Raw genomic sequence first — 23,617 nt, forward strand, 5'->3', positions numbered from 1 at the left:
AAGTATGCTGCGGAGCTGTGAGTGCCGATCCCTTGAGATGGTTGGACGAGCGCGCGGCCGAGCGGGTGGACGCCGGACTGCGCCGGGAGCTGCGCGCGCGTGCGCCCGAATCGCCGAGTATCGATCTCGCCTCCAACGACTACCTCGGGCTGGTCCACCACCCGGAGGTGGTGGCGGGCGCCATCGAGTCGGTGCGGCGCTGGGGCACCGGCTCGACCGGATCGCGGCTGGTGACCGGCACGACCGCCGAACACGAGCTGCTCGAGACCGAACTGGCCGAATTCACCGGCGCGGAGGCCGGTTTGGTCTTCGCCTCCGGCTACGCGGCCAACCTCGGCGCGGTTACCGCGCTGGCCGGGCGCGGCGCGCTGGTGGTCTCGGACGCGGGCAGCCACGCCTCGCTCGTGGACGCCTGCCGGCTGTCCCGCTCCCGCGTGGAGATCGCCCCGCACCGCGACGTCGTCACCATCGACCGGCTGCTCGCCGACCGCACCGAGGAACGCGCCCTGGTGCTCACCGATTCGGTCTTCAGCGCCGACGGCGATCTGGCCCCGCTCGCCGAACTGCACCGGGTGACCCGGGCCAACGGCGCGGTGCTGATCGTGGACGAGGCGCACGGGCTCGGGGTGCGCGGGGACGGCGGGCGCGGGCTGGTGCAGGAGTGCGGCCTGGCCGGGGAACCCGATCTGATCATCACCGCCACCCTCTCCAAAGCCTTTGCCGCACAGGGCGGGGTGGTGCTGTCCAGCGAACGGGTGCGCGCGCACCTCATCGACACCGCCCGCACCTTCATCTTCGACACCGGCCTGACCCCCGCGGCCGTCGGCGCGGCCCGCGCGGCGCTGCGGGTGCTGCGCGCGGACCCGGACATGGCCGGCCGGGTGCTCGCCCGGGCCACCGACCTGGCCCGCATAGCCGGTGTCCCGCAACCGGATTCCGCCGTCGTGTCGGTGGTGCTGGGTGAGGCCCAGGTCGCGTACGACGCGGCCCAGGCGTGCCGCGCCCGGGGCCTGAGCGTCGGCTGCTTCCGCCCGCCGTCGGTCCCCGAGGGCACCTCCCGCCTGCGCCTGACCGCGCGCGCCAACCTGACCGAACCCGAACTGGCCACCATCGCCACGGTGTTGACCGAGGTGCTGGCCGAGGCCCGCGCCCGCACGTCCGTGGAAGCGATCCCCGCGTGAGCCTGCTCTTCGTAACCGGCACCTCGACCGATGTCGGCAAGACCATCGTCACCGCGGCCCTGGCCGCCACGGCGCGCACGAACGGGACCGAGGTGGCGGTCGTCAAACCCGCCCAAACCGGTATCGCCCCGGGCGAACCCGGCGACCTGGCCGAGATCACCCGGCTCAGCGGGGTGACCCGCACCGTGGAACTGGCGCGCTATCCGGATCCGCTGGCCCCCGACACCGCCGCACGGCGCTGCGGGCAGCCGCTGCTCACCCTCGCCGAGACCGCCGCCGCCATCGAGGCGTGCGCGGACGCCGATCTCACCCTGGTCGAGGGCGCGGGCGGACTACTCGTGCGCATGGGCGAATTCACCCTGCTCGAGCTCGCGCGGCGGCTGGACGCGCCCGTGCTGGTGGTGGCCGCCGCCGGGCTGGGCACGCTCAATCACACCGAATTGACCACGCGCACGCTGGAATCCGCCGGGGTGCGGTGCGCGGGGCTGGTCATCGGCTCGTGGCCGGCGACGCCCGATCTGGCGTCCGAGTGCAATCGCACCGATCTGCCCGCGGTCACCGGACACGAGATCGTGGGCGTGCTTCCCGCCGGATCGGGTGCGTGGTCGCGTGCCGACTTCACCGCCGCGGCCCCCGCCTGGTTCGACCCGCAATGGGCGAAATCGCACCTGCGGCCCGCAGAATAGCCACCACCGCACCACTTCTGACCTGCGAACACTCCACTCCAACTCCCCTCCGGAGCGACCGCTCGGGCGTAGGGTGACGCCGTGACCTCCACCCGTGTCGAGTGGTTCGTGGGCGCACCCCGCCCTACCGTCTTCCGCGCCCTGCTGGATGCGCGCTCGGTTCGCACCTGGATGGTGCCCGACGGCATGACCGGCCGCATCCACGAGTTCGAGCCCCGGGTGGGCGGTCGTTTCCGAATCTCGCTGACCCATCCCCACCCGATCGACCCCGCCCGCACGCGCACCGACACCTTCCACGGCCACTTCACCCGCCTGGTCCCCGACGCCGAGGTGGTCCAAACCCTGCGGTTCGAGTCCGCCCACCCCGCCCTGCAGGGCGAAACGACCATCACCTACACCCTCGCCGACGCCCCCGGCGGCACCCGGGTGACGGCCCGCCACGACAACCTGCCCCCCGCCCTGTCGACGACCGACACCGCCGTCGGCTTCCGCCGTGCCCTGGCGAAACTCGCCACCCTGACCGAGAACACCCCCACCCCCGAGGAGTTCGCCGCCCTGGCGGCGGCGCCACCCGCCGACGTGCTGACGGTTGTCCACGCACCCACCCCCACCACCCCGGCGACGGCTGTCCACCCCGCACCCGCCACCACCCCCGCCCCGGCGGCCGCGCTGGCGCCCGCCCCCTGCACGGACTCCCTTGCGCCGCCGCCGATCACCGCGATAGCCCCCGATCCGGAACTCCCGCAATCCCCGGGTCCCGCCTCGATCCGGACGACCGCCCCCGTCGCCCCGCCCCAGATCCGCCCCGAGCCCGACATGTCCACTCCCGAACCGGCGGCCACCGCACCACCCCTGCCCAACGCCTAATTCGGCACATCCACCTCGCCCTCCGATCGGACGAGGGCGGGTGTTGGGCCGTGCCGACATGATCGCCGCGCCGCGCTGCGCCCTTCGCACTGCGCGACGGTCGGTCGGGCCCGGTGGTGAGATTTGTCGCCTTCGGGGGTGACGTGGGCATTTCGCTGCCCCGGTGCTGCCGGTGGGTGCGCGGGGCGCGGGGGCGTGCCTACTGTGGATTGGTATGGCGCTGCCGGGATATCCACACCCGTCCACGCCCGCCGAGTACGACGATGCGCGGCGGCGGGAGCGGCTGCGCGCGACCCGGCTGGGGTCGGGGTGGGGGCGGCGGGCGCGGATCGGATTGCGGCTGAGCCTGATTCCGCTGGTGTTGCTCGGCATATTCGCGCAGTACTGGTGGCTGGACGTCGCCCCGGAGCGGGCGCGGCTCGCGCGCACCGAACCGGCGGTCATCCCCATCTCCGGGCCCGCGGACCCGAGCGCGGCCGACACCGCCGTCTTCGACCTGGTCGGGCTGGGGGTCCTGGACGCCACCCCGACCGCGCGGGCGCTACCGGCGCTGTCCGGGCTGGGGTCGGTGTGGGCGGTGCGCTACGACAACGCCGGTATCGACACCAAGGTCATCGCGGACCTCATCGTCAAGGTCACCGACGCCGCCCGGATTCCCGACGTCGTGCTCACCGGGCACAGTATGGGCGGGGTCATCGCGCTCGAGGTCGCCGAGCACATCCACACCGAGAGCGCGCACCGTGTCCGGGCCGTCATCCTGGACTGCACCCCGGTGGATCTGCACGCCGTCCGCGCGGAGAGCCGGAGCCAGGGCGAGAACCTGGCCCGCTGGACGGGATGGATTCCGGGCGCGCGCGAGAGCCGGTTACTGCGCTTCGCCGTGGAAACCTATGCCCGCCACGAACGTTTCGTCGGCGGCGGCCGCTACGGCATCCGCCTCGACCGCTTCGGCCGGGTGGTCGACGAGGTCCTGCACGACAAGATCCTCAACGACGACACCGCCAGCAACGGCCTCATCGAGGCGCAGTTCCGCGCCATCGTCGCCGGGGGCGCCGTCGACGATCTGCGCACCCTCACCGAACCCGTTCCGGGCAAACAACGTCCGGCGATCGTGTTCATCCGCCCGCGCGCGGCGAGCCGCGATCCCATCGTGGACGTCGAGTACTCGCACCGCGTGCTCATCGAGCACGCCGGCGGGGTCGACGGCACCCTGCTCGTGGTCACCACCCGGAAAACCCGGCACGCCAACCCTATTCAGCAGCCCGAGGAATACAACGATGTGATCGAGAACCAGATCGTGCCGTTCGTGCGCCGGGTGCAGCGCGACGAGGCCGTGCCGGTCACGCCGGACTCTCAGCGCACGCGCGAACCCAGCAGATGACGCACGCCGCTGATGAAAAGCTGCAGCCCGAAGTCGAAGCGCGCGGTGGCATCCGGGGTGTCGTACAGCGGCGAGCTCTCCTCGGCCAGCGCGCCGGCGGAGTCCATCTGCATCCGGGACTGCTCGTCCACGGTCTGCCCGAGCACGTAGTACAGCAGCGTGAACGCCGCGAGCTCGGCCTCCTCTCGGGTCATGCCGGCGCGAATCGCGGCCCCCGCCAGGCGTTCCCGGCCCTTGCTGGTGGTCAGCCGGGAGGCGTAGGTGGCCGAGACCAACTCCGCCCCGTCTCGGTAGGCCAGCAGGCACGAGCGCAGCCGATGCGCCAATTCGGTGATCTGCCCGGACCATTCGACGGTCTCCACGGGCTCGTCCATGGGCGCGAGCACCCGGTCCGCGACCGCGCCGAGCAGTGCCTGCTTGTTGGGGAAGTGCCAGTACAGGGCCCCGGGCTGGACATGCAGCGAGCTCGCGAGCCGCCGCATGGTGAGATCGGCGAGCCCGTACTGGTCGAGGATGGCGATGGCCCCGTCGACCACGTCCGTGCGGTGCAGTTGCACTGAAACCTTGCCCCTTCGTGTTCCGGCTCACTCTGCGGACTGCTAGCCTACCCTGAACACCGTTCAAGTTGGTCGGCCACATCGGCCGGACGAAGGGATTCGCGCGCATGACCCAGGCAGCCGTCCGTACCGAGGCCGACGCCACGGCCGGCGAGGACATTCTCGCCATCGCCCGTGAGCAGGTGCTCGAGCGTGGTATCGGGCTCACCCAGGAGCAGACGCTGCGCGTGCTGCAGCTCGGTGACGACCGGCTCGAGGAGACCCTGAGCCTGGCGCACGAGGTGCGGATGAAGCACTGCGGTCCCGAGGTCGAGGTCGAGGGCATCATCTCGCTCAAGACCGGCGGCTGCCCCGAGGACTGCCACTTCTGTTCGCAGTCCGGCCTTTTCCAGTCGCCCGTGCGCGCCGCCTGGCTCGACATCCCGAGCCTGGTCGAGGCCGCCAAGCAGACCGCCAAGTCCGGCGCGACCGAGTTCTGCATCGTCGCCGCGGTGCGCGGCCCGGACGCCCGCCTCATGGCGCAGGTCGCCGCCGGCGTGGAGGCCATCCGCAACGAGGTCGACATCCAGGTCGCCTGCTCGCTGGGCATGCTGAACCAGGAGCAGGTCGATCAGCTCTCGGCCATGGGCGTGCACCGCTACAACCACAACCTCGAGACCGCCAAGTCGCACTTCCCGAAGGTGGTCACCACGCACTCCTACGAGGAGCGCTACGAGACCCTGCGCATGGTGCGCGATGCCGGTATGGAGGTGTGCTCCGGCGGCATCCTCGGCATGGGCGAATCGCTCGAGCAGCGCGCCGAATTCGCTTCGCAGCTGGCCGAACTCGAGCCCGACGAGGTGCCGCTGAACTTCCTCAACCCGCGCCCCGGCACGCCGTTCGGCGATCTCGAGGTGCTCCCGGCCGCCGACGCCCTGCGCGCCGTCGCCGCCTTCCGCCTCGCGCTGCCGCGCACCATGCTGCGCTTCGCGGGCGGCCGCGAGATCACCCTCGGCGATCTGGGCGCCAAGCAGGGCATCCTGGGCGGCATCAACGCCGTCATCGTCGGTAACTACCTGACCACCCTGGGCCGCCCCGCCGAAGCCGACCTCGATCTGCTCGGCGAGCTCAAGATGCCGATCAAGGCGCTCAACGAGACGCTCTGACGCCGAATTCGCCTGCGCAGCCGGTACCGTACAGGTGACGGCGGCGCGGCCCGGCCGTGGCGTACCGGTCGCGACGGCCGGACATCGACGCCGATAATTCGACACTGCGGAATCATTGAGGTGGTCGTGGAAATAGAGGAGCGCTACAACCCCTACACGGGCAAGCGCGTGGTGCCGGGCCTCGAGGATTCGATGCCCACCGCGGCCGCCCTGGGTTTGGAGCCGCCGCGGTTCTGTGAGCACTGCGGCCGCCGGATGGTCGTCCAGGTGAGCCCCGACGGCTGGTGGGCCAAGTGCTCCCGGCACGGGGTGCTCGAATCGAGCAGCCTGGAACGCCGCTAGTGGCAATCACATTCACCACCGCCGGGCCGTCGGAGGACTCCGCCGCCATGGTGGTGCGCGAGGCGCGCGCGGCGGCGGTGGTGTTCGGCGCGCTGGTCGCGGCGAGCGGTGTCGCGGGCGTGCTGTGGGCGTTCCTGGCGCCGGCCGAACAGCTGTGGGTCGTCGATCCCGAGCGGGGCGCGGCCCTGACGGGGGAGAGCCTGCACCGCTTCGACGGCGTCGCGATCTTCGTCCTGCTCGGCCTGGTCGTCGCGTTCCTGAGCGCCGCCGCGGCCTGGCGCTGGCGGCGGGTGCGCGGGCCGATCCTGCTGCTGGGCCTGCTCGGCGGGTCGCTCGTGGGCGCGGTGGTGATGCGCCTGGTCGGGGAGGCCCTGGCCGAGCAGCGGCATCCGCGCCCGGACACTCCCGTGGTGCACACCATCATCGAGTTCGCCCCGACCGTGGAGGGCTGGCCCGCGCTGCTCGTGCAGCCGCTGGTCACGGTGCTGGTCGTGCTGTTCCTGGCCGCGCTGAGCACCTCGGACGATCTGGGCTCGGGCCTGGAACTGCCCTTCGTGCGCCCGCGTCCGGAGCCGAACATCCTGGCCCCCGGGGCTTTCGGTTCCGACATCAGCTACGGGCCGTACGGCACGCCGGGCGCGCAGCTCGGCAACGCGCAGGGGTCGGGTCCACGGGATCCGGTGGTGCCGTTCACCGCCCCGGAGCCGCGCGACCCCGAGCCGCCGCGCTGAGCCGAACCGTTATCCGCCCGGGCCGAAAATCGATGGCGCCGGGCGGCGTCCGTACCTACCCTGGGGTCGACTTCACGACACGCTAAGGGGTACGGCGATGACAGCCGCGACGCATACCGATCGTGCGCCGGAGACCCCGGCGGAACGACCCGATCTCACCGCCTGGCGGCAGCGCCACGCCATTCGGCGATCCAATGCCGCGCAGCCGATTCCGAGCGGGCGCGCGTACAAGCGCACCGCCAAGCATCGCAAGCGCGAGGACTAGGAAAGCCCGCGCACCCGTCGAACGCCCGGGGCGGGCCGACCGCGCGGATGCGGACGGCCGCCCCGAGTGGCGGTGCTACACCCGTGCGGCGGCGGTGAGCCGCCTGGAGCGCTCGTACGTCAGCTGGGCGGCCGGAGCGCCGCGAATTCGTCGGTCACGCGAATCTCGTTGTCGGCGAAGCGATACACCGCCGCGGGCCGCCCGCCCGCCCGGCCGGGGGAGGCGGTCTCACCGGTCGGGGTGATCACGCCGCGCCGGGTGAGCACCCGTTGCAGATTCGTGGTGTCCACGTCGTATCCCAGTGCGGCGCAATAGATTTCCCGGAGCGTCGACATGGTGAAGCGCTGCGGCGCGAGCGCGAACGCCATGTTCGTGTACGAGAGCTTGGCGGCCAGCCGGGTGCGGGCGTGCTCGACCACGATGCCGTGGTCGAAGGACATGTCCGGCAGCGCCGAGACCGGATGCCAGCGCGTGTCCGGCGGCAGCTGCGGATCCGCGGTCAGCGGCACCAGGCCCAGGTACGCCGAGGCGATCCGGCGGTCGCCGGGCACCCGATCCGGGTCGCTGAAGACCGAGAGCTGTTCCAGGTGCGTCAACTCGCGCACATCCACCTTCTCCGCGAGCTGACGGGCCGCGGAGGTGTCCAGATCCTCGTCGGTGCGTAGTTTGCCGCCCGGCAGGGACCAGGTCCCCTTGGCCGGGTCCAGCGCGCGTTCCCAGAGTAGAACCGCCAATTCCGTCCGCTGACCGGGCGGGCAACGCTGTTCATTCGCGGGTGCACCGCCCTGACCTGCGGTGACGTCTCCGGGGAAGCGGCGAACCTGGTACACCGCGGTGAGCGTTTCGTGGATGGTGCTACGATGGGCCACGTTTTCGATCATAAGTCGAAAACCGATTGGATGCGAATCGGCGATGTGGCCGAGCGCATGAGAGAAGGAGCCAGCCATGGCTGCACCTGGTGCGACGATGACGCTCGCGGAGCGCATCACCGATGGACCGTCGGGATTCGGTGGCGTGGAAGCCACCCCCGAGTGGGCGCAGGAGGTCAAGCGACTGGCGCGCGAACGCAACGCCACGATCCTGGCGCACAACTACCAGCTGCCCGAGATTCAGGACGTGGCCGATCACGTCGGCGACTCCCTCGCGCTGTCCCGCATCGCCGCCGAGGCCCCCGAGGGCACGATCATCTTCTGCGGCGTGCACTTCATGGCCGAGACCGCCAAGATCCTCAGCCCGGAGAAGACGGTCCTCATCCCGGATCAGCGGGCCGGGTGCTCGCTGGCCGACTCCATCACCGCCGAGCAGCTCGCGGAGTGGAAGGCCGAACACCCCGGCGCCCTGGTGGTGTCGTACGTGAACACCACCGCCGCGGTGAAGGCCCTCACCGACATCTGCTGCACCTCCTCGAACGCCGTGGACGTGGTCGCCTCCATCGACCCCGCCCGCGAGGTGCTGTTCCTGCCCGACCAGTTCCTGGGCGCGCACGTCAAGCGCATCACCGGCCGCGAGAACATGCACATCTGGATGGGCGAGTGCCACGTGCACGCCGGCATCAACGGCGACGAGCTCAACGAGCAGGCCCGCACCCACCCGGACGCGGAACTGTTCGTGCACCCCGAATGCGGTTGCGCCACCTCGGCGCTGTACCTGGCGGGCGCGGGCGAGTTCCCGGCCGACCGGGTGCACATCCTGTCCACCGGCGGCATGATCGACGCCGCCAAGGCCGCCAAGTCCAAGCAGGTCCTGGTCGCGACCGAGGTCGGCATGCTGCACCAGCTGCGGAAAGCCGCGCCCGGCATCGACTTCCAGGCCGTGAACGACCGCGCCTCCTGCGCGTACATGAAGATGATCACCCCCGCCGCCCTGCTCCGCTGCCTGCTGGAGAACCGCGACGAGGTGCACGTCGACCTCGAAACCGCCGCCCTGGCACGCGGTTCCGTGCAGCGCATGATCGAGATCGGCAACCCGGGCGGCGGGGAATAACCATGTCGCCCCAGATCCCGGCGGCCAGACCCGCCGGGCCCCGGGCGACCGCCGGCGGCTCCCGGATCCGGTTGCCCCGCCCGCTCACCCGCCCCACCGGCACCCGCCTGCTGACCGGCTGGCAACCCGAAACCCCGTTGGCCCGCACAGCCCGCGCGGCCACCAGAACCGTCGGACAGGTGCTGACCGGATTCCGGAGCGCACTGATCGAGCCCGCCCGGGCTGCCGCGAACGCCCCCCGGGGCGGTGTGACCACGTCGCCTCCCGCATCCCGGCGTGATCCGGTGGCGGGACGTGGATTCGCCCTCGCGTCGGTCGGCCCGCGAGAGGACTTGTGATGGGGAATTTCGCCATCGAGTGGGAGGCCGAGGCCGACCTCGTCGTGGTGGGGGGTGGGGTGGCCGGGTTGACGGCCGCCCGGACCGCCTCGCTGCGGGGGTTGCGGGTGCTCACGCTCAGTAAGGGCGGGGCCACCGACACCTCCACGCAGTACGCGCAGGGCGGGATCGCCGTCGTCGCGCCGCACGGGGACTCGGTGGAATCGCACGTGCGGGACACCGTCGTCGCGGGGGCGGGACTGTGTGAGACCGACGCCGTGCGATCCATCGTCGAGGGCGGGGTCGACGCCATCGCGGCGCTGACCGATCTCGGGGCCGTGTTCGACCTCGGGCGCGACGGGCAGGTGTCGCGGACCCGCGAGGGCGGGCACAGCACGCGGCGGATCATTCACGCCGGGGGCGACGCCACCGGCGCGGAGGTCCAGCGGGCGCTCAACGCCGCCGGGCTGCCGATCCTGTTCGGGGCCGCCGTCGTCGAGATCGTCACCGGGCCCGAGGGGGTGCGGGGCGTGATCGCGGTGTCGGACAAGGGTTTCGGGCTCGTGCACGCGCCCGCCGTGCTGCTGGCCACCGGTGGGCTCGGGCAGCTGTACGCGTGCAGCACCAACCCGTCCGGGGCCACCGCCGACGGCATCGCGCTCGCGCTGCGGGCCGGCGCGTTCGTCTCGGACCTGGAATTCGTGCAGTTCCATCCCACCGTGCTCTTCACCCCGGGCGGGCTCGGCCGCCGCCCGCTCATCAGCGAGGCCGTGCGCGGCGAGGGCGCGACACTCGTGGACTCCCAGGGTGATCCGATCATGGCCGGGGTGCACCCGCGCGGTGATCTGGCCCCGCGCGACATCGTCTCACGCGCCATCGCCGAGCGCATGCGCGCCCTCGGGACCGATCACGTCTACCTCGACGCCCGCGCCCTGGACGGCTTCGCCGAGCGCTTCCCGACCATCACCGCCTCCTGCCGGGCCGCCGGGCTCGACCCGCGCACCGATCTCATCCCCGTCGCGCCCGCCGCGCACTACCAGTGCGGCGGCGTGGTCACCGACACCCACGGCCGCACAGCGGTTCCCGGCCTCTACGCCGCGGGCGAGGTGGCGCGCACCGGACTGCACGGCGCGAACCGGCTCGCCTCCAACAGCCTGCTGGAAGGTCTGGTCGTGGGCGAACGCGCGGGCGCGGCCGCCGGCGAACGCCTGGGTGCGGCCACCCGCATCGATCCCGCCGAACTCACCGGCGGCGCGCCGCACACCCTGCCGCGCGCGGACCGCAAGCTGTTGCAGGAGCTGATGACCGAGCAGGCCGCCGTCGTGCGCGACGGTGACGGCCTGCGCGCGGGGGTGCTGCGCCTGATCGGGCTGCTCGCGGAGTCGCCGGACCCCGGCGCCGACCAGGTGCGCGCGGACTCGACGGCCGCGATCGTGCGCGACCTCGAGGACGCCGCGCTGACCCTCACCGCACGCGCACTGCTGCTCGCCGCGTCGGCCCGCGCCGAATCCCGCGGCTGCCACACCCGTTCGGATCATCCCGAACCGCGCGAGGAGTTGCGCCGCAGCACCGTCGTCCGGCTCGGCGCGGACGGCCGCCCGCAATTGGTCACCGACGGAACGGGACTCGTGCCGACGTGGCGGCGCGACCCGGCCCCGGCCGCCCGATGACCCGCCCGCGCACCGGCGCGCTCGCCGATCGAGCCCGCGCCGCGAACCACCCGTACGGCCGCGACCACCGCCGGGCCCAGCGCATCTCGCGCCGCGCCGGTGGCGGTGCCGTGCGCCGGGACTTCGTAGAAGGAGTGCTCCCATGACCCTCGACGCCGGACTCGATCGCGACGAGGTGCTCGCGCTCATCCGCACCGCCCTCGATGAGGATCTGCGCTACGGCCCCGACATCACCACCCTCGCAACGGTTCCCGCCGACGCGGTGGCCAAGGCCGTCATGGCCTCGCGTCAGCCCGGCACCGTGGCCGGTCTCGACGTCGGCCTGCTGGTGCTGGACGAGGTACTGGGCGAAGGGAACTACGAGATCACCGAGCGGGTGCCCGACGGCACCCGGGTGCGGCCGGGAGATGCCGTACTGCGCCTGGTGGCCCCGACGCGCGGCCTGCTCACCGCCGAGCGCACGCTGCTGAACATCGTGTGCCACCTGTCCGGAATCGCCACCGCGACCGCGGAATGGGTCGACGCGGTGGAGGGCACGAAGTGCCGTATTCGCGACAGTCGCAAAACGCTGCCGGGTCTGCGGGCCCTGCAGAAATACGCTGTTCGGGTGGGCGGCGGCGTGAATCACCGCATGGGACTGGGCGATGCCGCGCTCATCAAGGACAACCACGTGGTGGCCGCGGGATCCGTGGTCGCCGCCCTGCGCGCGGTAAAGGAATTGAATCCCACTATCGAATGCGAAGTGGAAGTGGACAGCCTCGAACAACTCGACGCCGTTTTGTCGGAAAACGTCGAATTGGTACTGCTGGACAACTTTCCGCTGTGGGCCACCCAGGCGGCGGTGCAGCGCCGGAATACGCGGTCACCGAAGACGGTGCTCGAATCCTCGGGCGGCCTGACCCTCGCGGATGCCGCGAATTACGCGGGCACCGGGGTGGATTACCTCGCCGTCGGCGCGCTCACCCATTCTGTCCGGGTTCTGGACCTGGGTTTGGATATGTAAGGGCAGGAAAGCCTTACATGATCGGCCGGAAGGCCGCGCGCCGAGCTCAGCGGTCGTAGCTCGGCGCGTCGGCCAGCCAGCCGGTTCCGCCGCAGACGGAGCAGAAAATCACCGAACCGTCATTCGCATAGCCGAATGACCCGCTGGCATCGCACATTCCGCAGTACCGCCACCCGCGATTGGGCGCGACGGTATCGAAAAAGATATTCAGAAAGCCCTGGATCGCCATTCGCAAGCACCCCTCGCTCGGACACCAAACGAACCAAGCCTGCGCGTTTGCCAGAAATTAGTCCAGCGGTTTCCAGGGCTCTTTACAGCCCGAATTCGTGCGGATCCAGATGCAGGGCCTGGCAAGCTTCCTTGACGGCAGCAACTTCGTGGGCATCGAAACTGCCGTCGGCATTACCGATCATGATGCCCATTTGCACTACGGCCCGTGCCTCGGTGGGTTTTCCGGTCGCCTTGGCGATCTGCTGCATGACATAGGCCCGCCCGAACGCCGGATCCATGGTGATGCGATTGCAGTTGTCCTCGAACAGTGCTCGCAGTTCGTCCGTGGGAAAGTGCTGCAGGATCGGATCGGCGCCGATGAGCTGGGCCACGCGCATGCGCTCGGCCGGATCGATGCTGCCGTCCGCCGCCGCGACCAGCGCGCAGATGCCCATGGTGGCATCGCGGAAGGTTCCGCCGCGCAATTCGTTTCGCTTGGTGAGCAGCTGCTCGCGCCACTTCGGCGCGCTGTCGATCAGGCGGCTGATCGAGGTCGCGTTGGACATGAGGCGGTGCAGGAAGGCCATGACACACTCCGAACTGATTTCCCGGACCCACAGACCCCCTGTGTCGATGCCCGGACTGCGCTTGTGTACCGATCGACCCTAACAGTGGGCGCTGGGCGGTCGCTGGGAAAGCTCCGGGCGATCCACCGGCGCCGCAAGGATTCCGGTGAGCAGCGCGATCGGGTCGGTGTTCGCCGGTAGATCGCTGACCTGTCCGTCGCCGACCTCGATGATCCGCCAGCCGCCGTCCGTGCGCCGCGCGAGATCGGTGGTGACGAATGGAGCGCCGAAAGTGCGTACCGCCGAGGCGAATTCGTGGACGGGAGCATCGGGTACGAGATCCGGGGTATCCGGGTGCGCGGTCACCAGCACGGGTTCTCCGCGCACCCACCACACCCGGGCCTCGGCTCCGGTGAATTCCTCGAAGGCGCGCAACACGATTCCGCCGGTGAGAAACTCGCCCTGCCGTTCGGTGAACGTCCGCACGACCTGTTCGAGCCGGTCGGTATCGGCCAGGTCGGGCACGAAACACGCACTGTCCCACTCGTGTTTGCGTGATTTCACCCAGTCCTTGACGATGCCCGCGCCGCGCGGAAGATTCGCGGCAGCTGCGGCGAGCGTCGTCGATTCGGGCGTGCCGTTCCCCGTAATCCACGCACTCGCGGGGGTGTGGTCGACGAAATGCGGATACCAGCAAGGGAATTCGTGTCCACGCCGGTATTCCGCCGCCGACGTCAACAGTTCGACGCCCCGCTCGCGCAGCCCCGTCTCGAGGTCGGCGTAGCGATCGGCCGGAATCATCCAGCCGCGATAAACGAGCCGCGCACCCGACTCCGGCACCACCCGCAGCGCCGCACCGAGATCGCCCCGCAGCAGCGCGTCGTGATCGATCCGGACCACGTCCGCGCCGAGTTCCCGTGCGGCGACGGCCTCCCGCGCGAAATGCGGATCCACCCGTGCCGCGCGCATCGGGTCGCTCGGCACCAGAATCCCGGTGACCCGCCCTGATTCGTCGTCCCCCATGCCCTGCACCGTACCGGCTCGGTCCGGCGGTTCCGATGCGCGCTCGCTCCCCGCCGGTCCCGGCCTAGGTGGTCAGTTCGCGTTCGAGGGGAGTGCGGAACCGGGGGACGGGCCGCACGTCGCCGTACCACTCGGTGAGGCGCGCGGCCTCGGCGTCGATGAGTGCCTTCGCCTCGGCGCCCACGTCTTCCAGGAGCCGCCAGACGATCTCGCCGTCGGAGCGCTGGGCCCAGCCGCCGACGATCCGCCCGTTCCACCACACGCTCGGGCCGATATTGCCGTTGCGGTCGAACAGCGCGGGGCCGTGCTCGCCCAGGTACCAGTCGCGGGACTGCCAGCCCATCGGCGTCGGGTCCAGGGCGGGCAGCAGGGACACCCACGGTTCGGGCGTGGCCACCGGATCCAGATCGTCGGCGAGCAGCAGTCCGGTGCCGCCGTCCAATTCGACCTCGACGGTGTCCAGGTGGGTGAGGGCCTTGCGGACCTCGGTCAGGCTCCAGCCCGTCCACCATTTGATGTCCGAGATCGGGGCCGGGCCGAAGGTGTGCAGCCACTGTCGCAGCAGTTCGGTGCGCGCCGCCTCGGCTGGGATCGCGGGAATGCCGCCGGGCAGCCAGGATTCGATGGGCGACCAGGTGTACTGGCTCGAACTCCACGAGCCGTTCGGCCGCCCGCGCACGATGCGGCCCTGACAGCCCAGGATCACCAGGATCCAGGTGGTGATGCTGGTCGGCTTGGAATACGACTTGCCGGGCGCGGCGTCGATCTGCGTGCGCAGGCGCGGCACATCCTTGCTCAGTTGCGCGCCGGTCGCGGCCCCGCGCGCCAGCAGCGCCGTATGCGTTTCCTCCTCCACCTCGGCCAGCCACGCCGCGACGTCGCCGTCCACGACGCCCGCGTTCTCGATGAAGCGGCCGTAGGTCTTGCGCTGCTTGTGCGCCAACGGTTCCGCGCACGAGGCCTGCAGCGCGGGGACGAGTTCGGCCGGCGCCACGAACATGGTGCGCCGCATGGCCAGCATGCGCAGCAGCGTCCGATCGTCGTACAGCGCCTTCTCCACGTGCGCGGGTTCGAGCCCGCGCGTGCGCGCGGCCACGGACAGGAACACCGTGGCCGGATCGGTGGCGTGCAGCACCACCATCGAGCGCGCGGCGGCCTCCGCCGTCTCGACCCGGGCCGACTCGGCCAGCCGATGCCTGACCCCGATCCGGGCTCGCCGCTGCTCCACACTCATCGAACGCATGGGCGAATCCTAGCCGGGTCGCCGGACGGCGGGCCGGCGTCCGGATCGGGCCGGAACCGGAGTCCGGCGTTCGCGGCCGAAGCGCCCGCCACCGAGCGGTGGGGCGACCGCCCGCGCGAGCCGCGTCGCCTGATCGGCCACCGGCCGCGCACGCGGCACGGCGCCGAGGTACACCGCACCCGCGCTCGCGCGTGTCATGATTCCGCGATGCGACACGGGATTCGGCGGCTCTCGGTGAGCACGATGGTCATGGCGGGCGTCCTGGCGGCGACGATCGTTGCCGCACCCGGTGTTTCGGCCGCGCCGGAGAGAGCGTTGCGGGTCGACATCCGCCCGGTGAGCTTGACCGTCGACGGCGAGACCGCCACCGGCCGGGTGTACGAGCCCTATCGCAGCACACCCGGCGACCTCGACCCCGGCAGCCTGGTCGTGGCCGTGCACGGTCACGCGGGCAGCGCCGCCGACTTCCCCGACTACCTGTCCTCGATCGTGCGCCGCACCGGAACCCCGCTGCTCACCATGGACCAGCGCTCGGCCGAGAGCCGCTGGCGCACCGGCGATTGGAACGTGTGGGCGGGCTGGCGCGACACCGTCACCGCCACCCGCTGGTACCGCGACGAGCACCCGGACATCCACCGCACCGTGCTGTGGGGCTGGAGCCAGGGCGGGCTCACCAGCGGCCTGGCCGCCGCGTACGCCCCGCCCGGCACCTACGACTACTGGGTGAGCACCTTCGGCCAGGCGGACGACTTCAGCTCCTGGCTCGAGGCTCCGCTCGCCGCCCCCGACCTGCGCGCCCAGATCGAACGCGACGCCGGCGACTGCGCGCCCTGGGCCTGCCCCGGCGCGTACATCGCCCGCTCCCCGGCACTGCTGGCCCCGCGAATCGCGGTGCGCCGCACCATCCTGCTGCACGGCACCGCCGACACCCTGGTGCCCTTCACCTCGTCGGTGGAGATGCGCGCCGCCCTCGTCGCCGCGGGCAAGTCGGTGTCGCTCTACACGATCGTCAGCGGCCGCGACCTCGACGGCACCGTCGCACCCGCCCAGCACGGCGTCGGCCCGGTCTTCTTCGAATCCGGCTGCGTGGTGGAACGCCTTCTCCTGGAAGACGAACCCCGCAACAGCGACTATCTGATCGACGTCGCCAACAACATCAACACCGCTCCCGACGCGCCCACCGGCGCCAAATGCGCCGCGTGAGCGGGCCGGGTCGTATCGAGCGAGGCTGAGCGGCAATCGATTCCAGCGCCACCGGCCCGGGCATCGCGCTAGTCCGCGCTGACCGCCTCGACGATGTTCAGCCGCGCCGCGCGCAGGGCAGGCGGAATCGAGCCCAGCAGACTCAATGCCAGTGCGGCGAAGGCGAATACGGCCAGCGACGGTCCGGGACGGGCGGTGATCTGCAAGCCCATCATGTCCCCGGCCAGGTAGGCGTACAGGACCTGGTTGCCGAGACCGAACACCACGCCGAGCGCGGTGCCGGCCAGACCGATCCCCGCGGCTTCGGCCAGCACCATCCGCAGCGCGAAGCGGCGGCTGGAACCGATGGCCCGCAGGATGCCCAATTCGCGGCGGCGTTCGAGCAGCGCCAGGGTGAGGGTGTTGAGCAGGGCCATCGCGGCGATGAACGCCACCAGCACCAGCATCACCCGCGAGAGCACCAGGCCCTGTTCCATCGACCTGCTCACCCCGTCCAGCGCGGTATCGCCGGTGTACACGTGCACTTCCGGCGGCAGGGCAGCGCGCACATCGGCCAGCAGCCGCTCCCGGTCGCCGCCCGGTACGCCCTCGACCTGGAGCGTGCTGGCGCCGGGCCGGTCGAACCATTCCCGCATGAGCGCCAGACTCATGGACGCGGCCCCGGTGAGCGCGGAGAAATAGGGGATCGCGGCCAGCACCCGGGTGCGCTGCTCCCCGGTGGGGGTCTGCACCGGAATCTCGTCCCCGGCCGAAACCCCCAGTGTCCGAGCCAGATCGCGGCTGATCACCACACCCTCGCCCGCGAGCAGCCGCTCGCGGGTCTCGGCGTCCAGCGCCGCGGTCATGGCGAAGTTACCGCCCGGCTCCACCCCGTAGATCAGCGCCTTGGTGCCCGCGAAGGTCGCGAACGCCAACTGCCCCTGCACCACTCGCTCCACCCCGGGCACCGCCGCGACCCGCTCGGCCACCTCCGCGGGCAGCAGCGGGGTGGGCACCAGGTCCTCGGGGGTCACGCTCACCCAGAGATCGCTGTCCGCAAGGGATTCGAAGGTGTCGCGCGCCGAACGCACCGCGTCGGCATTCGCCCCGGTGATCGTCAGCGTCATCGTGACCGCGATACAGACCGTCATGGTGGTCGCCCACACCCGGCGCGGCGCGCGGTCGATGTTCACCCCGGCCAGCACCCCCGCCCGCCCCAGCCGGCGGGCCAGCACGCCCGCCGCGCGCACGATCGGCCCGCCGAGCGCGAACGCCAGCGCGATCTCGGCGGCGAACGCGAAACCCAGGCCCACCGCGGCGAAAAGCCCCAGGTGAGCGCGCATGACGAGCACCGTCGCGACGCCGAAGACCACCGCGAGTACCCCGGCCACGACCCGCGCCCGCACCGGCACCCGGTCCGAGTGCGCGGCCCCGACCGGAGCCAGCGCCTCCACCGGCGCCATGCGATAGATCTGTCGTGCCGCCAGCGCGGTGGCCAGCACGTTGGTGAGCACGGCCGCCACGATCGCCGCCGGAATCGCGTACCAGGGCAGCAGGTACTCCAGCCGCGCCTGCAACATCTGGGTGAACGCGGCCGGCAGCAGTCCGATGGCGTAGCGCCCGGCCACCACGCCCAGCGCGGAACCGATCGCGCCGCCGACGAGCCCGAGCACCGCGGCCTCGGCCAGCACATCGCGCACGATGGTCTGCCGCCGTCCACCGATCGCGCGCAGCATGGAGATCACCGGCCGCCGGCCCGCCAGCGCCATGCTCATCGTGTTGTAGATCAGGAACGCCGCCACCACGAACGCGATGCCCGCGCCCATGGCCGCCATGAGGCGCACCATGAGCACGCCGTTGCCGTTCTGCGCGGCGCGAATCGTGGGCTCGCCCACCAGGGCCCGTCCGGCCACCGCGGCGGTCACAGCCGAACGCACCTGTGCGGCATCGGCATCCGGGTCGGTCACCAGCAGCACGGAATCGACCTGCCCGGCCCGCCCGGTGACGAGCTGGGCCAGCGGAAGCGGCGCGATCAGGTAGTGCCCGTCGTTGAGGTCGCCGCCGTCGTCGCCGAGCACCGCGGCGATGGTGATCCGTCCCGAACGCAGCTGTACGACATCGCCTTTCGCGTATCCCGCCGCCGGGCCCGCCAGGACCCCGCCGGGTACGGTCGCCAGCGCGGCGAGCCGGTCCTCGTCCAGCGCGCCGCCGAGTCCGCCGCCGAACTCCCGCGCGGTGGCGTCGAGCCCGAGCAGCAGCAGCGGATCGTCGTCCGGCCCGGCATTGGCCCGCAGCACGGGAGCGGCGACGCGCACACCCGGCACCGCCGCGACGTCCGTGCGCACCGCCTCGGTGAACCCGGCGTCGGTGACCCCGGAAACCTCCAGCGCCGCATCGCCCGCCAGCCCGGCCGGATCCGCCGACCCGGTCAGCGAACCGGAGATCCCCAGCACCGCCACCAGGAACATCGACGACACGGCCATGACGACGATGGATCCGGCCGTGCGCCCCCAGTGCGTGGTGAACTCACGAATATGCAACAGCCGTAGACGATCCAGCAGGGCGGTCATCGGCCCAGGCTATGGCTCACTATCCGCGGCTGTCCATGATCATCACCGCCGGAACAGGAGCGCGCCCGGCGCGGTTGCACCGGGCGGACCGTACGTCGAGGAGAGGCAGCGATGAGCACACCGGTGGACCCGTCCCATACCTGGAACGGCGACGAGCTGGACCTGGACGCGTATCTGGCCCGCATCGGGTACGCGGGGGAGCGCACGCCGACCGCGGACACCCTGCGCGCGCTGGTTCACGCGCACACCACGAGCCTGCCGTTCGAGAACCTGGAGATCCTGCTCGGGCGCGGCGTTCCCCTGGACGTGCCGACGCTGCAGGACAAGATGATCCGCCGCCGGCGCGGCGGCTACTGCTATGAGAACGTCGCCCTGTTCGCGGCCGCGCTCGAACGCCTCGGGTTCGAGTTCACCGGGCTGGCGGGGCGGGTCAGCATGGGCGCGAAGGGTTTACGGCCCGCCACGCACGCGCTGGTGCTGGTCACGGTGGGGGACGAGCGGCTGCTGTGCGACGTCGGCTTCGGCGCGGGTCCGCTCGCGCCCGTTCCCCTGGTGCACTCGCCCGGCGAATTCGCGCTCGGCGCATGGCGTTACCGACTCGAGCGCGGTACGGGCCCGCTCGGCGGCGAGTTGTGGACGCTGTACCAGTTCGGGCGTGAGGGCTGGGTGGATCGCCACTCCTTCACCCTGAATCCGCAGTACCGGATCGACTCGGCGGTCGGCAACCACTTCGTCTCGACCTCGCCGCGCTCGCCGTTCACCGCCCGGCCGTTCGTGCAGCGGTTCACGCCGGAGAAGCATGAAGTACTGGACGGTCTGATGTGGACCACCGAGTTTCCGGACGCCGGCGGGACCGGCCGGGAGATCGACCTCGCCGAACTGCCGAAGGTGCTGCTCGAGGTGTTCGATATCGAACTCGACGCGCCCGACATCGCGACGCTGCTGCGCGGGAACTGGATCACGCCCCCGGAATAGGGTTGAAGCGGCAAGTCGAAAGGCTTGCGGCGTACGAGAAAAGGGGTAAATCGGGCATTCAATTGACCGTGCCCGCCACGACGTGCCGGTGAGCACCCGCTCCGCGCCGCCGTTTCCCGTGTCGGCGGCCCAACTCCGTGTCGTGTCATGGAAGAGCTGTGAGCTGGGGAATCGCGTGCACCACCGCACAATCGAGACCGGATTGCGGCGCAGATCTCACCGAGATCTCGCTCATATCTCACGCTGACGTCGGCGTGACGCCCGCGGACCGCTACACTCGTGCGGGGAAACACGCGGGCAACCGCGTCGTCACAGTCACCATCGCGGAGAATTTCGGAGAAGTGCCATCGAAACCGGCCAAGTGATCGCAGGGCATTACCGCCTGGTCGAACGGATTGGTAGCGGCGGCACAGGTGTCGTCTGGCGAGCCGTCGACGAGCGGCTCGAGCGTTCGGTGGCGATCAAGCAGATCATCACCCAGCCGAGCCTGTCCGCGGCCGACAAGGACATCGTGCGTCAGCGCGCGGCCCGTGAGGCCCGCAATGCCGCACGCTTCCAGCATCCCAACGCCATTGTGGTGTTCGACATTACCGAGCACGAGGGTGATCCCTGCCTCGTGATGGAGTACCTCGCCTCGCAGTCGCTGGCGGTGGTGCTCTCCTCGCAGGGCACGCTGCCGCTGCCGCAGGTAGCGCGCATCGGCGAACAGGTCGCCTCGGCGCTGATCGCCGCGCATCGCGTAGGCATCGTGCATCGAGATGTGAAGCCGGGCAACATCCTGCTCGGCGACAACGGCGCGGTGAAGATCACCGACTTCGGCATCTCCAAGGCCAAGGGCGATGTCACCCTCACCGCCACCGGACTCATCTCCGGCACCGCCGCCTACCTCGCACCCGAGGTCGCTCGCGGCGCCGAGCCGAGCCCGGCCGCCGACGTGTTCGCACTCGGCGCGACGCTGTTCCACGCGCTCGAGGGTGAGCCGCCGTACGGCACGAACCCGAACCCGCTGGCCCTGCTGTACGCCGCGGCCAACGGGCAGATCAGCGAACCGCGCAACGCGGGCCCGCTCAGTGATCTGCTGCTCTCGCTGCTCAGCTTCGAGCCGGACGACCGGCCGAGCATGCACGACGTGCGCGACATCATGGCCGACTTCGCCGAACTGGGCCCCGATGCCGAGGCGACCCGCGTGCTCGCCGCGCGCCGCGGCGGCCCGGCGACCCCGCAGCCCATGCCGCCCCGCCCGGCCCCGCCGCGGCAGCACACCCGGCAGATGGAACGCCGGTCCGCGGCCGGAGCCGACATCCCGACCGGCGCCATGAGCCAGGCCCAGCTGCTCGAGACCCCGCCCCCGCGCCCGCCCGCCGGTGGCCCGCCGACCCATTCGGGCATGGAACCGCACGCCGAGCCCGCGGGTTCGAGCAAGAAGTTCCTGTGGATGGCCCTGGTCGCAGCGGTGGTCGTGGCCGGCGCGGTCATCTTCGGCGTGCTCAGCTCCGGCGATTCCGGCACCTCCGACGGCGGTACCGGCGATGCCAGCGCGACCAAGGCGGCACCCTCGACCAGCACCGGCAAGGGTGAGCCCGGGTCTCTCGGCGACACCAAGAGCGTCGGCCAGGTGACGGTCCAGAACGGCGTCGACACGGTCCAGAAGTTCTACGACGGCATCGTGTACCTGTCGTTCTCCGACGCCTGGAATCAGCTGACCCCCGCGGCCCAGCAGGTGTACGGCAGCGTGAGCGCGTTCCAGACCTACTGGACCGACAATCGCGTCACCCGCTACTCGACCATCAACGGCGCGCGCGGCTGGGCCGAGAGCGAGAACGCCGACGGTTCGGCCGACATCCTGGTCGGCAGCGTGGCGACCAACTCGCAGAACAAGTCGATGACCCTGCGCGTGGTCGACACCGGCGGCGGCAACTTCAAGATCGACAGCAACACCAAGTTCTGACCCATCGCTACGTCATTGCGCCGCACCGGATTCCGGTGCGGCGCGATTGCGTTTCCGGACCCGGCGGCGTATTCCGGTGGTCGCCGTCACCGGCGGGACAGGGCTGCCGCACTATGGACGCGGTGGTCGTTCCGAGAGCCGGGACCGCACCGAGGAGGTTGCCCCATGAGTGTTTTCGTCGTCGCCGAACTGCGCGCGCTGCCCGGGCAGGAGGACCGGCTGCTCGCCATCCTGCAGGGTCTGGTCGAGCCGTCGCTCGCCGAGCCGGGATGCCTGGCCTACCGGCCCTACGTCGACCCGAGCGACCCGGCCCGGGTCGCCATGATCGAGGAATACGCCGACGCCGCCGCCATCGACGCGCACTTCACGACCGCGCATTTCCAGCAGGCGGGCAAGGACTTCCAGGGCGTGCTCGCCGAGCCGCCGGTCATCCGCCGGCTCGTCGCGGGCTGAACCGCACGGTAGTGTCAAGGGCGTGAGCACGCGGACACACTCGACCCTGGCGCTGGTGAGCGCCGTCGTCGTGTCCGCGTGGGCCATGGTGTTCCTGACGGCCGGCGAGCCGAATTCCCTGCTGGTGCTGGGTGTCACTGCGCTCGTCGCGGTCACCGCCGCCATGCTGGCCGCGCGCGGGCCGGGCGTTCGCGTCCTCGGCTCGGCCGGGCCGCCCGTCTCGGCGCAGCGCAGGCGCCGGGGAGCGTTTCTGCGCCAGAGCAATCCGGACACCGCGGGGCGGCCTCGGCCGCGAGCACCGGGGGCCGTGACGGCCTGACCACGCCTGCCGGCGTGGTCGGGGTCTTCGTCGCCCCCCGTTCGCTCTGCCCGCGCCATCGCGCGGGTTCCTCACCGTGAGGTGCCCTTGCTCGACTTCGTCTACTACCCCGTCTCCGCCGTACTCTGGTTGTGGCACACCGTCTTCGCGTCCCTGCTGGGCGCGACCAGCGGCCTCGCCTGGGTACTCGCCATCATCTTCCTGGTCCTGACCCTGCGCGCGCTGCTGCTGCGATCCTTCTTCGCGCAGGCCAGATTTCAGCGCGGCCTGATGAAACTCCAGCCGGAGTTCGCCGAGATCAAGCGCAAGTACCCCGACGACATGACCAAGCAGGCCACCGAAATGCAGCGCGTGCGCCAGGAACACGGCGTCAGCATGCTGGGCGGCTGCCTGCCGATCCTGGGCCAGGGCCTGGTCTTCCTGGGCCTGTTCCACGTCCTGCGCTCGTTCACGAGCGCGGACACCGCCAACTACGTCTTCTCACCCGCCCAGGTGGAGTCGTTCCTGCAGGCGAAGTTCCTCGGCGCACCCCTGGCCGCGACGATCTCCGGCGCCGGTGACTCCCTCGTCACCGTTGCCGCCGTTGCCATTCCGCTCATGCTCGTCGCCGCGGTGGCCACCCACTGCACCGCCCGTTTCGCGGTGGCCCGCCAGCTCGAGAGCGGCGTCGAGCCCACCCAGCAGACCCGGATCATGAACACCCTGACGCTGTGGGTCTTCCCCGCCGGCGCCCTGCTCGCGGGCGCGATCCTGCCGGTGGCGATCCTGCTCTACTTCCTCACCCAGAACGCCTGCACCTTCGCCCAGCAGCACCTGATCCATCGCCGCGTCCACGCGGCGGACGCGCCCTGATCGGTGCGGTTGCGACTCCAACCGCGGAACAGCGCACTGACCGGCCGGAACGCCGCGCGGGCCCGCGGGCGACTGTGACCTGGGTCGCCGTCTCGCGCCACCGGGCCCGCCCGGCTCGGTGTGGCGGAAACGCGCCGGCGCCGACCCG

General features: G+C 71.1%; 24 protein-coding genes. 17 read left to right on the forward strand and 7 right to left on the reverse strand.

Annotated features, from left to right (window positions below; all coding sequences use genetic code 11):
* Positions 1 to 17: 17 nt before the first annotated feature.
* From ACWIGI_RS19085 to ACWIGI_RS19100, 4 genes are all read left to right on the forward strand, one after another.
* On the forward strand, positions 18 to 1,181 hold the full coding sequence (locus tag ACWIGI_RS19085) for an 8-amino-7-oxononanoate synthase (RefSeq protein WP_454203732.1): 1,164 nt from the start codon (positions 18 to 20) through the stop codon (positions 1,179 to 1,181).
* Positions 1,178 to 1,867, forward strand: coding sequence for a dethiobiotin synthase (bioD, locus tag ACWIGI_RS19090; RefSeq protein WP_454203733.1), 690 nt, complete (start codon positions 1,178 to 1,180; stop codon positions 1,865 to 1,867). Before ACWIGI_RS19085 ends, bioD begins: the two co-directional genes overlap by 4 nt.
* A gap of 81 nt (positions 1,868 to 1,948) precedes the next feature.
* On the forward strand, positions 1,949 to 2,734 hold the full coding sequence (locus ACWIGI_RS19095) for an SRPBCC domain-containing protein (RefSeq protein WP_454203734.1): 786 nt from the start codon (positions 1,949 to 1,951) through the stop codon (positions 2,732 to 2,734).
* 214 nt (positions 2,735 to 2,948) lie between these two features.
* Entirely contained in the window at positions 2,949 to 4,115 is a 1,167-nt protein-coding gene (locus tag ACWIGI_RS19100) for an alpha/beta fold hydrolase (RefSeq protein WP_454203735.1), read from the forward strand.
* Here the strand turns inward: ACWIGI_RS19100 and ACWIGI_RS19105 are convergent.
* Complete coding sequence (locus tag ACWIGI_RS19105; protein WP_454203736.1) at positions 4,088 to 4,672, reverse strand: TetR/AcrR family transcriptional regulator C-terminal domain-containing protein; 585 nt, start codon at positions 4,670 to 4,672, stop codon at positions 4,088 to 4,090. The two genes, ACWIGI_RS19100 and ACWIGI_RS19105, sit on opposite strands and share 28 nt — an antisense overlap.
* A gap of 107 nt (positions 4,673 to 4,779) precedes the next feature.
* Between ACWIGI_RS19105 and bioB the strand changes: the two genes are divergently transcribed.
* From bioB to ACWIGI_RS19125, 4 genes are all read left to right on the forward strand, one after another.
* Entirely contained in the window at positions 4,780 to 5,817 is a 1,038-nt protein-coding gene (bioB, locus tag ACWIGI_RS19110; RefSeq protein ID WP_454203737.1) for a biotin synthase BioB, read from the forward strand.
* 126 nt (positions 5,818 to 5,943) lie between these two features.
* Positions 5,944 to 6,159: a biotin synthase auxiliary protein BsaP gene (gene bsaP / locus ACWIGI_RS19115; RefSeq protein ID WP_454203738.1), complete on the forward strand. Its 216-nt coding sequence runs from the start codon at positions 5,944 to 5,946 to the stop codon at positions 6,157 to 6,159.
* The gene (locus ACWIGI_RS19120; RefSeq protein WP_454203739.1) at positions 6,159 to 6,890 is read left to right on the forward strand and encodes a DUF2567 domain-containing protein; all 732 of its coding nucleotides are present in this window, start codon (positions 6,159 to 6,161) and stop codon (positions 6,888 to 6,890) included. Before bsaP ends, ACWIGI_RS19120 begins: the two co-directional genes overlap by 1 nt.
* Before the next feature lie 97 nt (positions 6,891 to 6,987).
* Positions 6,988 to 7,155, forward strand: a complete 168-nt coding sequence (locus tag ACWIGI_RS19125) for a hypothetical protein (RefSeq protein WP_454203740.1) — start codon at positions 6,988 to 6,990, stop codon at positions 7,153 to 7,155.
* Positions 7,156 to 7,274: 119 nt separating this feature from the next.
* Here the strand turns inward: ACWIGI_RS19125 and ACWIGI_RS19130 are convergent, their stop codons facing one another.
* The gene (locus tag ACWIGI_RS19130) at positions 7,275 to 8,024 is read right to left on the reverse strand and encodes an NUDIX hydrolase (protein WP_454203741.1); all 750 of its coding nucleotides are present in this window, start codon (positions 8,022 to 8,024) and stop codon (positions 7,275 to 7,277) included.
* Between the two features lie 76 nt (positions 8,025 to 8,100).
* Here ACWIGI_RS19130 and nadA point away from each other — a divergent pair, with 76 nt between their 5' ends.
* The 3 genes from nadA (at position 8,101) to nadC (ending at position 12,128) form a co-directional block, all read left to right on the forward strand.
* Positions 8,101 to 9,138, forward strand: a complete 1,038-nt coding sequence (gene nadA / locus ACWIGI_RS19135) for a quinolinate synthase NadA (protein WP_454203742.1) — start codon at positions 8,101 to 8,103, stop codon at positions 9,136 to 9,138.
* Between the two features lie 337 nt (positions 9,139 to 9,475).
* Positions 9,476 to 11,125 carry an L-aspartate oxidase gene (locus tag ACWIGI_RS19140; RefSeq protein ID WP_454203743.1) on the forward strand — a complete coding sequence of 550 codons (1,650 nt, stop codon included), beginning with the start codon at positions 9,476 to 9,478 and terminating at the stop codon, positions 11,123 to 11,125.
* A gap of 142 nt (positions 11,126 to 11,267) precedes the next feature.
* Positions 11,268 to 12,128: a carboxylating nicotinate-nucleotide diphosphorylase gene (gene nadC / locus ACWIGI_RS19145; RefSeq protein WP_454203744.1), complete on the forward strand. Its 861-nt coding sequence runs from the start codon at positions 11,268 to 11,270 to the stop codon at positions 12,126 to 12,128.
* Between the two features lie 46 nt (positions 12,129 to 12,174).
* Here nadC and ACWIGI_RS19150 read toward each other — a convergent pair whose 3' ends face one another.
* The 4 genes from ACWIGI_RS19150 to ACWIGI_RS19165 form a co-directional block, all read right to left on the reverse strand.
* Positions 12,175 to 12,357, reverse strand: coding sequence for a hypothetical protein (locus tag ACWIGI_RS19150; protein WP_454203745.1), 183 nt, complete (start codon positions 12,355 to 12,357; stop codon positions 12,175 to 12,177).
* Between the two features lie 82 nt (positions 12,358 to 12,439).
* Positions 12,440 to 12,925: a tellurite resistance TerB family protein gene (locus ACWIGI_RS19155; protein ID WP_454203746.1), complete on the reverse strand. Its 486-nt coding sequence runs from the start codon at positions 12,923 to 12,925 to the stop codon at positions 12,440 to 12,442.
* A 78-nt stretch (positions 12,926 to 13,003) separates the two neighbouring features.
* Entirely contained in the window at positions 13,004 to 13,927 is a 924-nt protein-coding gene (locus ACWIGI_RS19160; protein ID WP_454203747.1) for an ATP-grasp domain-containing protein, read from the reverse strand.
* A 64-nt stretch (positions 13,928 to 13,991) separates the two neighbouring features.
* Entirely contained in the window at positions 13,992 to 15,170 is a 1,179-nt protein-coding gene (locus ACWIGI_RS19165) for a winged helix DNA-binding domain-containing protein (protein ID WP_454203748.1), read from the reverse strand.
* A gap of 207 nt (positions 15,171 to 15,377) precedes the next feature.
* On the opposite strand from ACWIGI_RS19165, the gene ACWIGI_RS19170 reads away from it, so the two are divergent.
* Positions 15,378 to 16,373 (forward strand): alpha/beta hydrolase family protein, encoded by a 996-nt coding sequence (locus tag ACWIGI_RS19170; protein ID WP_454203749.1) that lies wholly within the window; start codon positions 15,378 to 15,380, stop codon positions 16,371 to 16,373.
* A gap of 68 nt (positions 16,374 to 16,441) precedes the next feature.
* Here ACWIGI_RS19170 and ACWIGI_RS19175 read toward each other — a convergent pair whose 3' ends face one another.
* A complete protein-coding gene (locus tag ACWIGI_RS19175) occupies positions 16,442 to 18,922 on the reverse strand; it encodes an FtsX-like permease family protein (RefSeq protein ID WP_454203750.1) in 2,481 nt (826 codons plus the stop codon).
* A gap of 111 nt (positions 18,923 to 19,033) precedes the next feature.
* Here ACWIGI_RS19175 and ACWIGI_RS19180 point away from each other — a divergent pair, with 111 nt between their 5' ends.
* The 5 genes from ACWIGI_RS19180 (at position 19,034) to yidC (ending at position 23,469) form a co-directional block, all read left to right on the forward strand.
* The gene (locus ACWIGI_RS19180; protein ID WP_454203751.1) at positions 19,034 to 19,897 is read left to right on the forward strand and encodes an arylamine N-acetyltransferase family protein; all 864 of its coding nucleotides are present in this window, start codon (positions 19,034 to 19,036) and stop codon (positions 19,895 to 19,897) included.
* A gap of 361 nt (positions 19,898 to 20,258) precedes the next feature.
* The gene (locus ACWIGI_RS19185; protein ID WP_454203752.1) at positions 20,259 to 21,845 is read left to right on the forward strand and encodes a serine/threonine-protein kinase; all 1,587 of its coding nucleotides are present in this window, start codon (positions 20,259 to 20,261) and stop codon (positions 21,843 to 21,845) included.
* A 165-nt stretch (positions 21,846 to 22,010) separates the two neighbouring features.
* Positions 22,011 to 22,298, forward strand: a complete 288-nt coding sequence (locus ACWIGI_RS19190; protein WP_454203753.1) for a putative quinol monooxygenase — start codon at positions 22,011 to 22,013, stop codon at positions 22,296 to 22,298.
* 22 nt (positions 22,299 to 22,320) lie between these two features.
* Positions 22,321 to 22,617 carry a DUF6412 domain-containing protein gene (locus ACWIGI_RS19195; protein ID WP_454203754.1) on the forward strand — a complete coding sequence of 99 codons (297 nt, stop codon included), beginning with the start codon at positions 22,321 to 22,323 and terminating at the stop codon, positions 22,615 to 22,617.
* 81 nt (positions 22,618 to 22,698) lie between these two features.
* On the forward strand, positions 22,699 to 23,469 hold the full coding sequence (gene yidC / locus ACWIGI_RS19200; RefSeq protein ID WP_454203755.1) for a membrane protein insertase YidC: 771 nt from the start codon (positions 22,699 to 22,701) through the stop codon (positions 23,467 to 23,469).
* Positions 23,470 to 23,617: the final 148 nt, after the last annotated feature.

The organism is Nocardia sp. NPDC055321 (genome assembly GCF_053645575.1).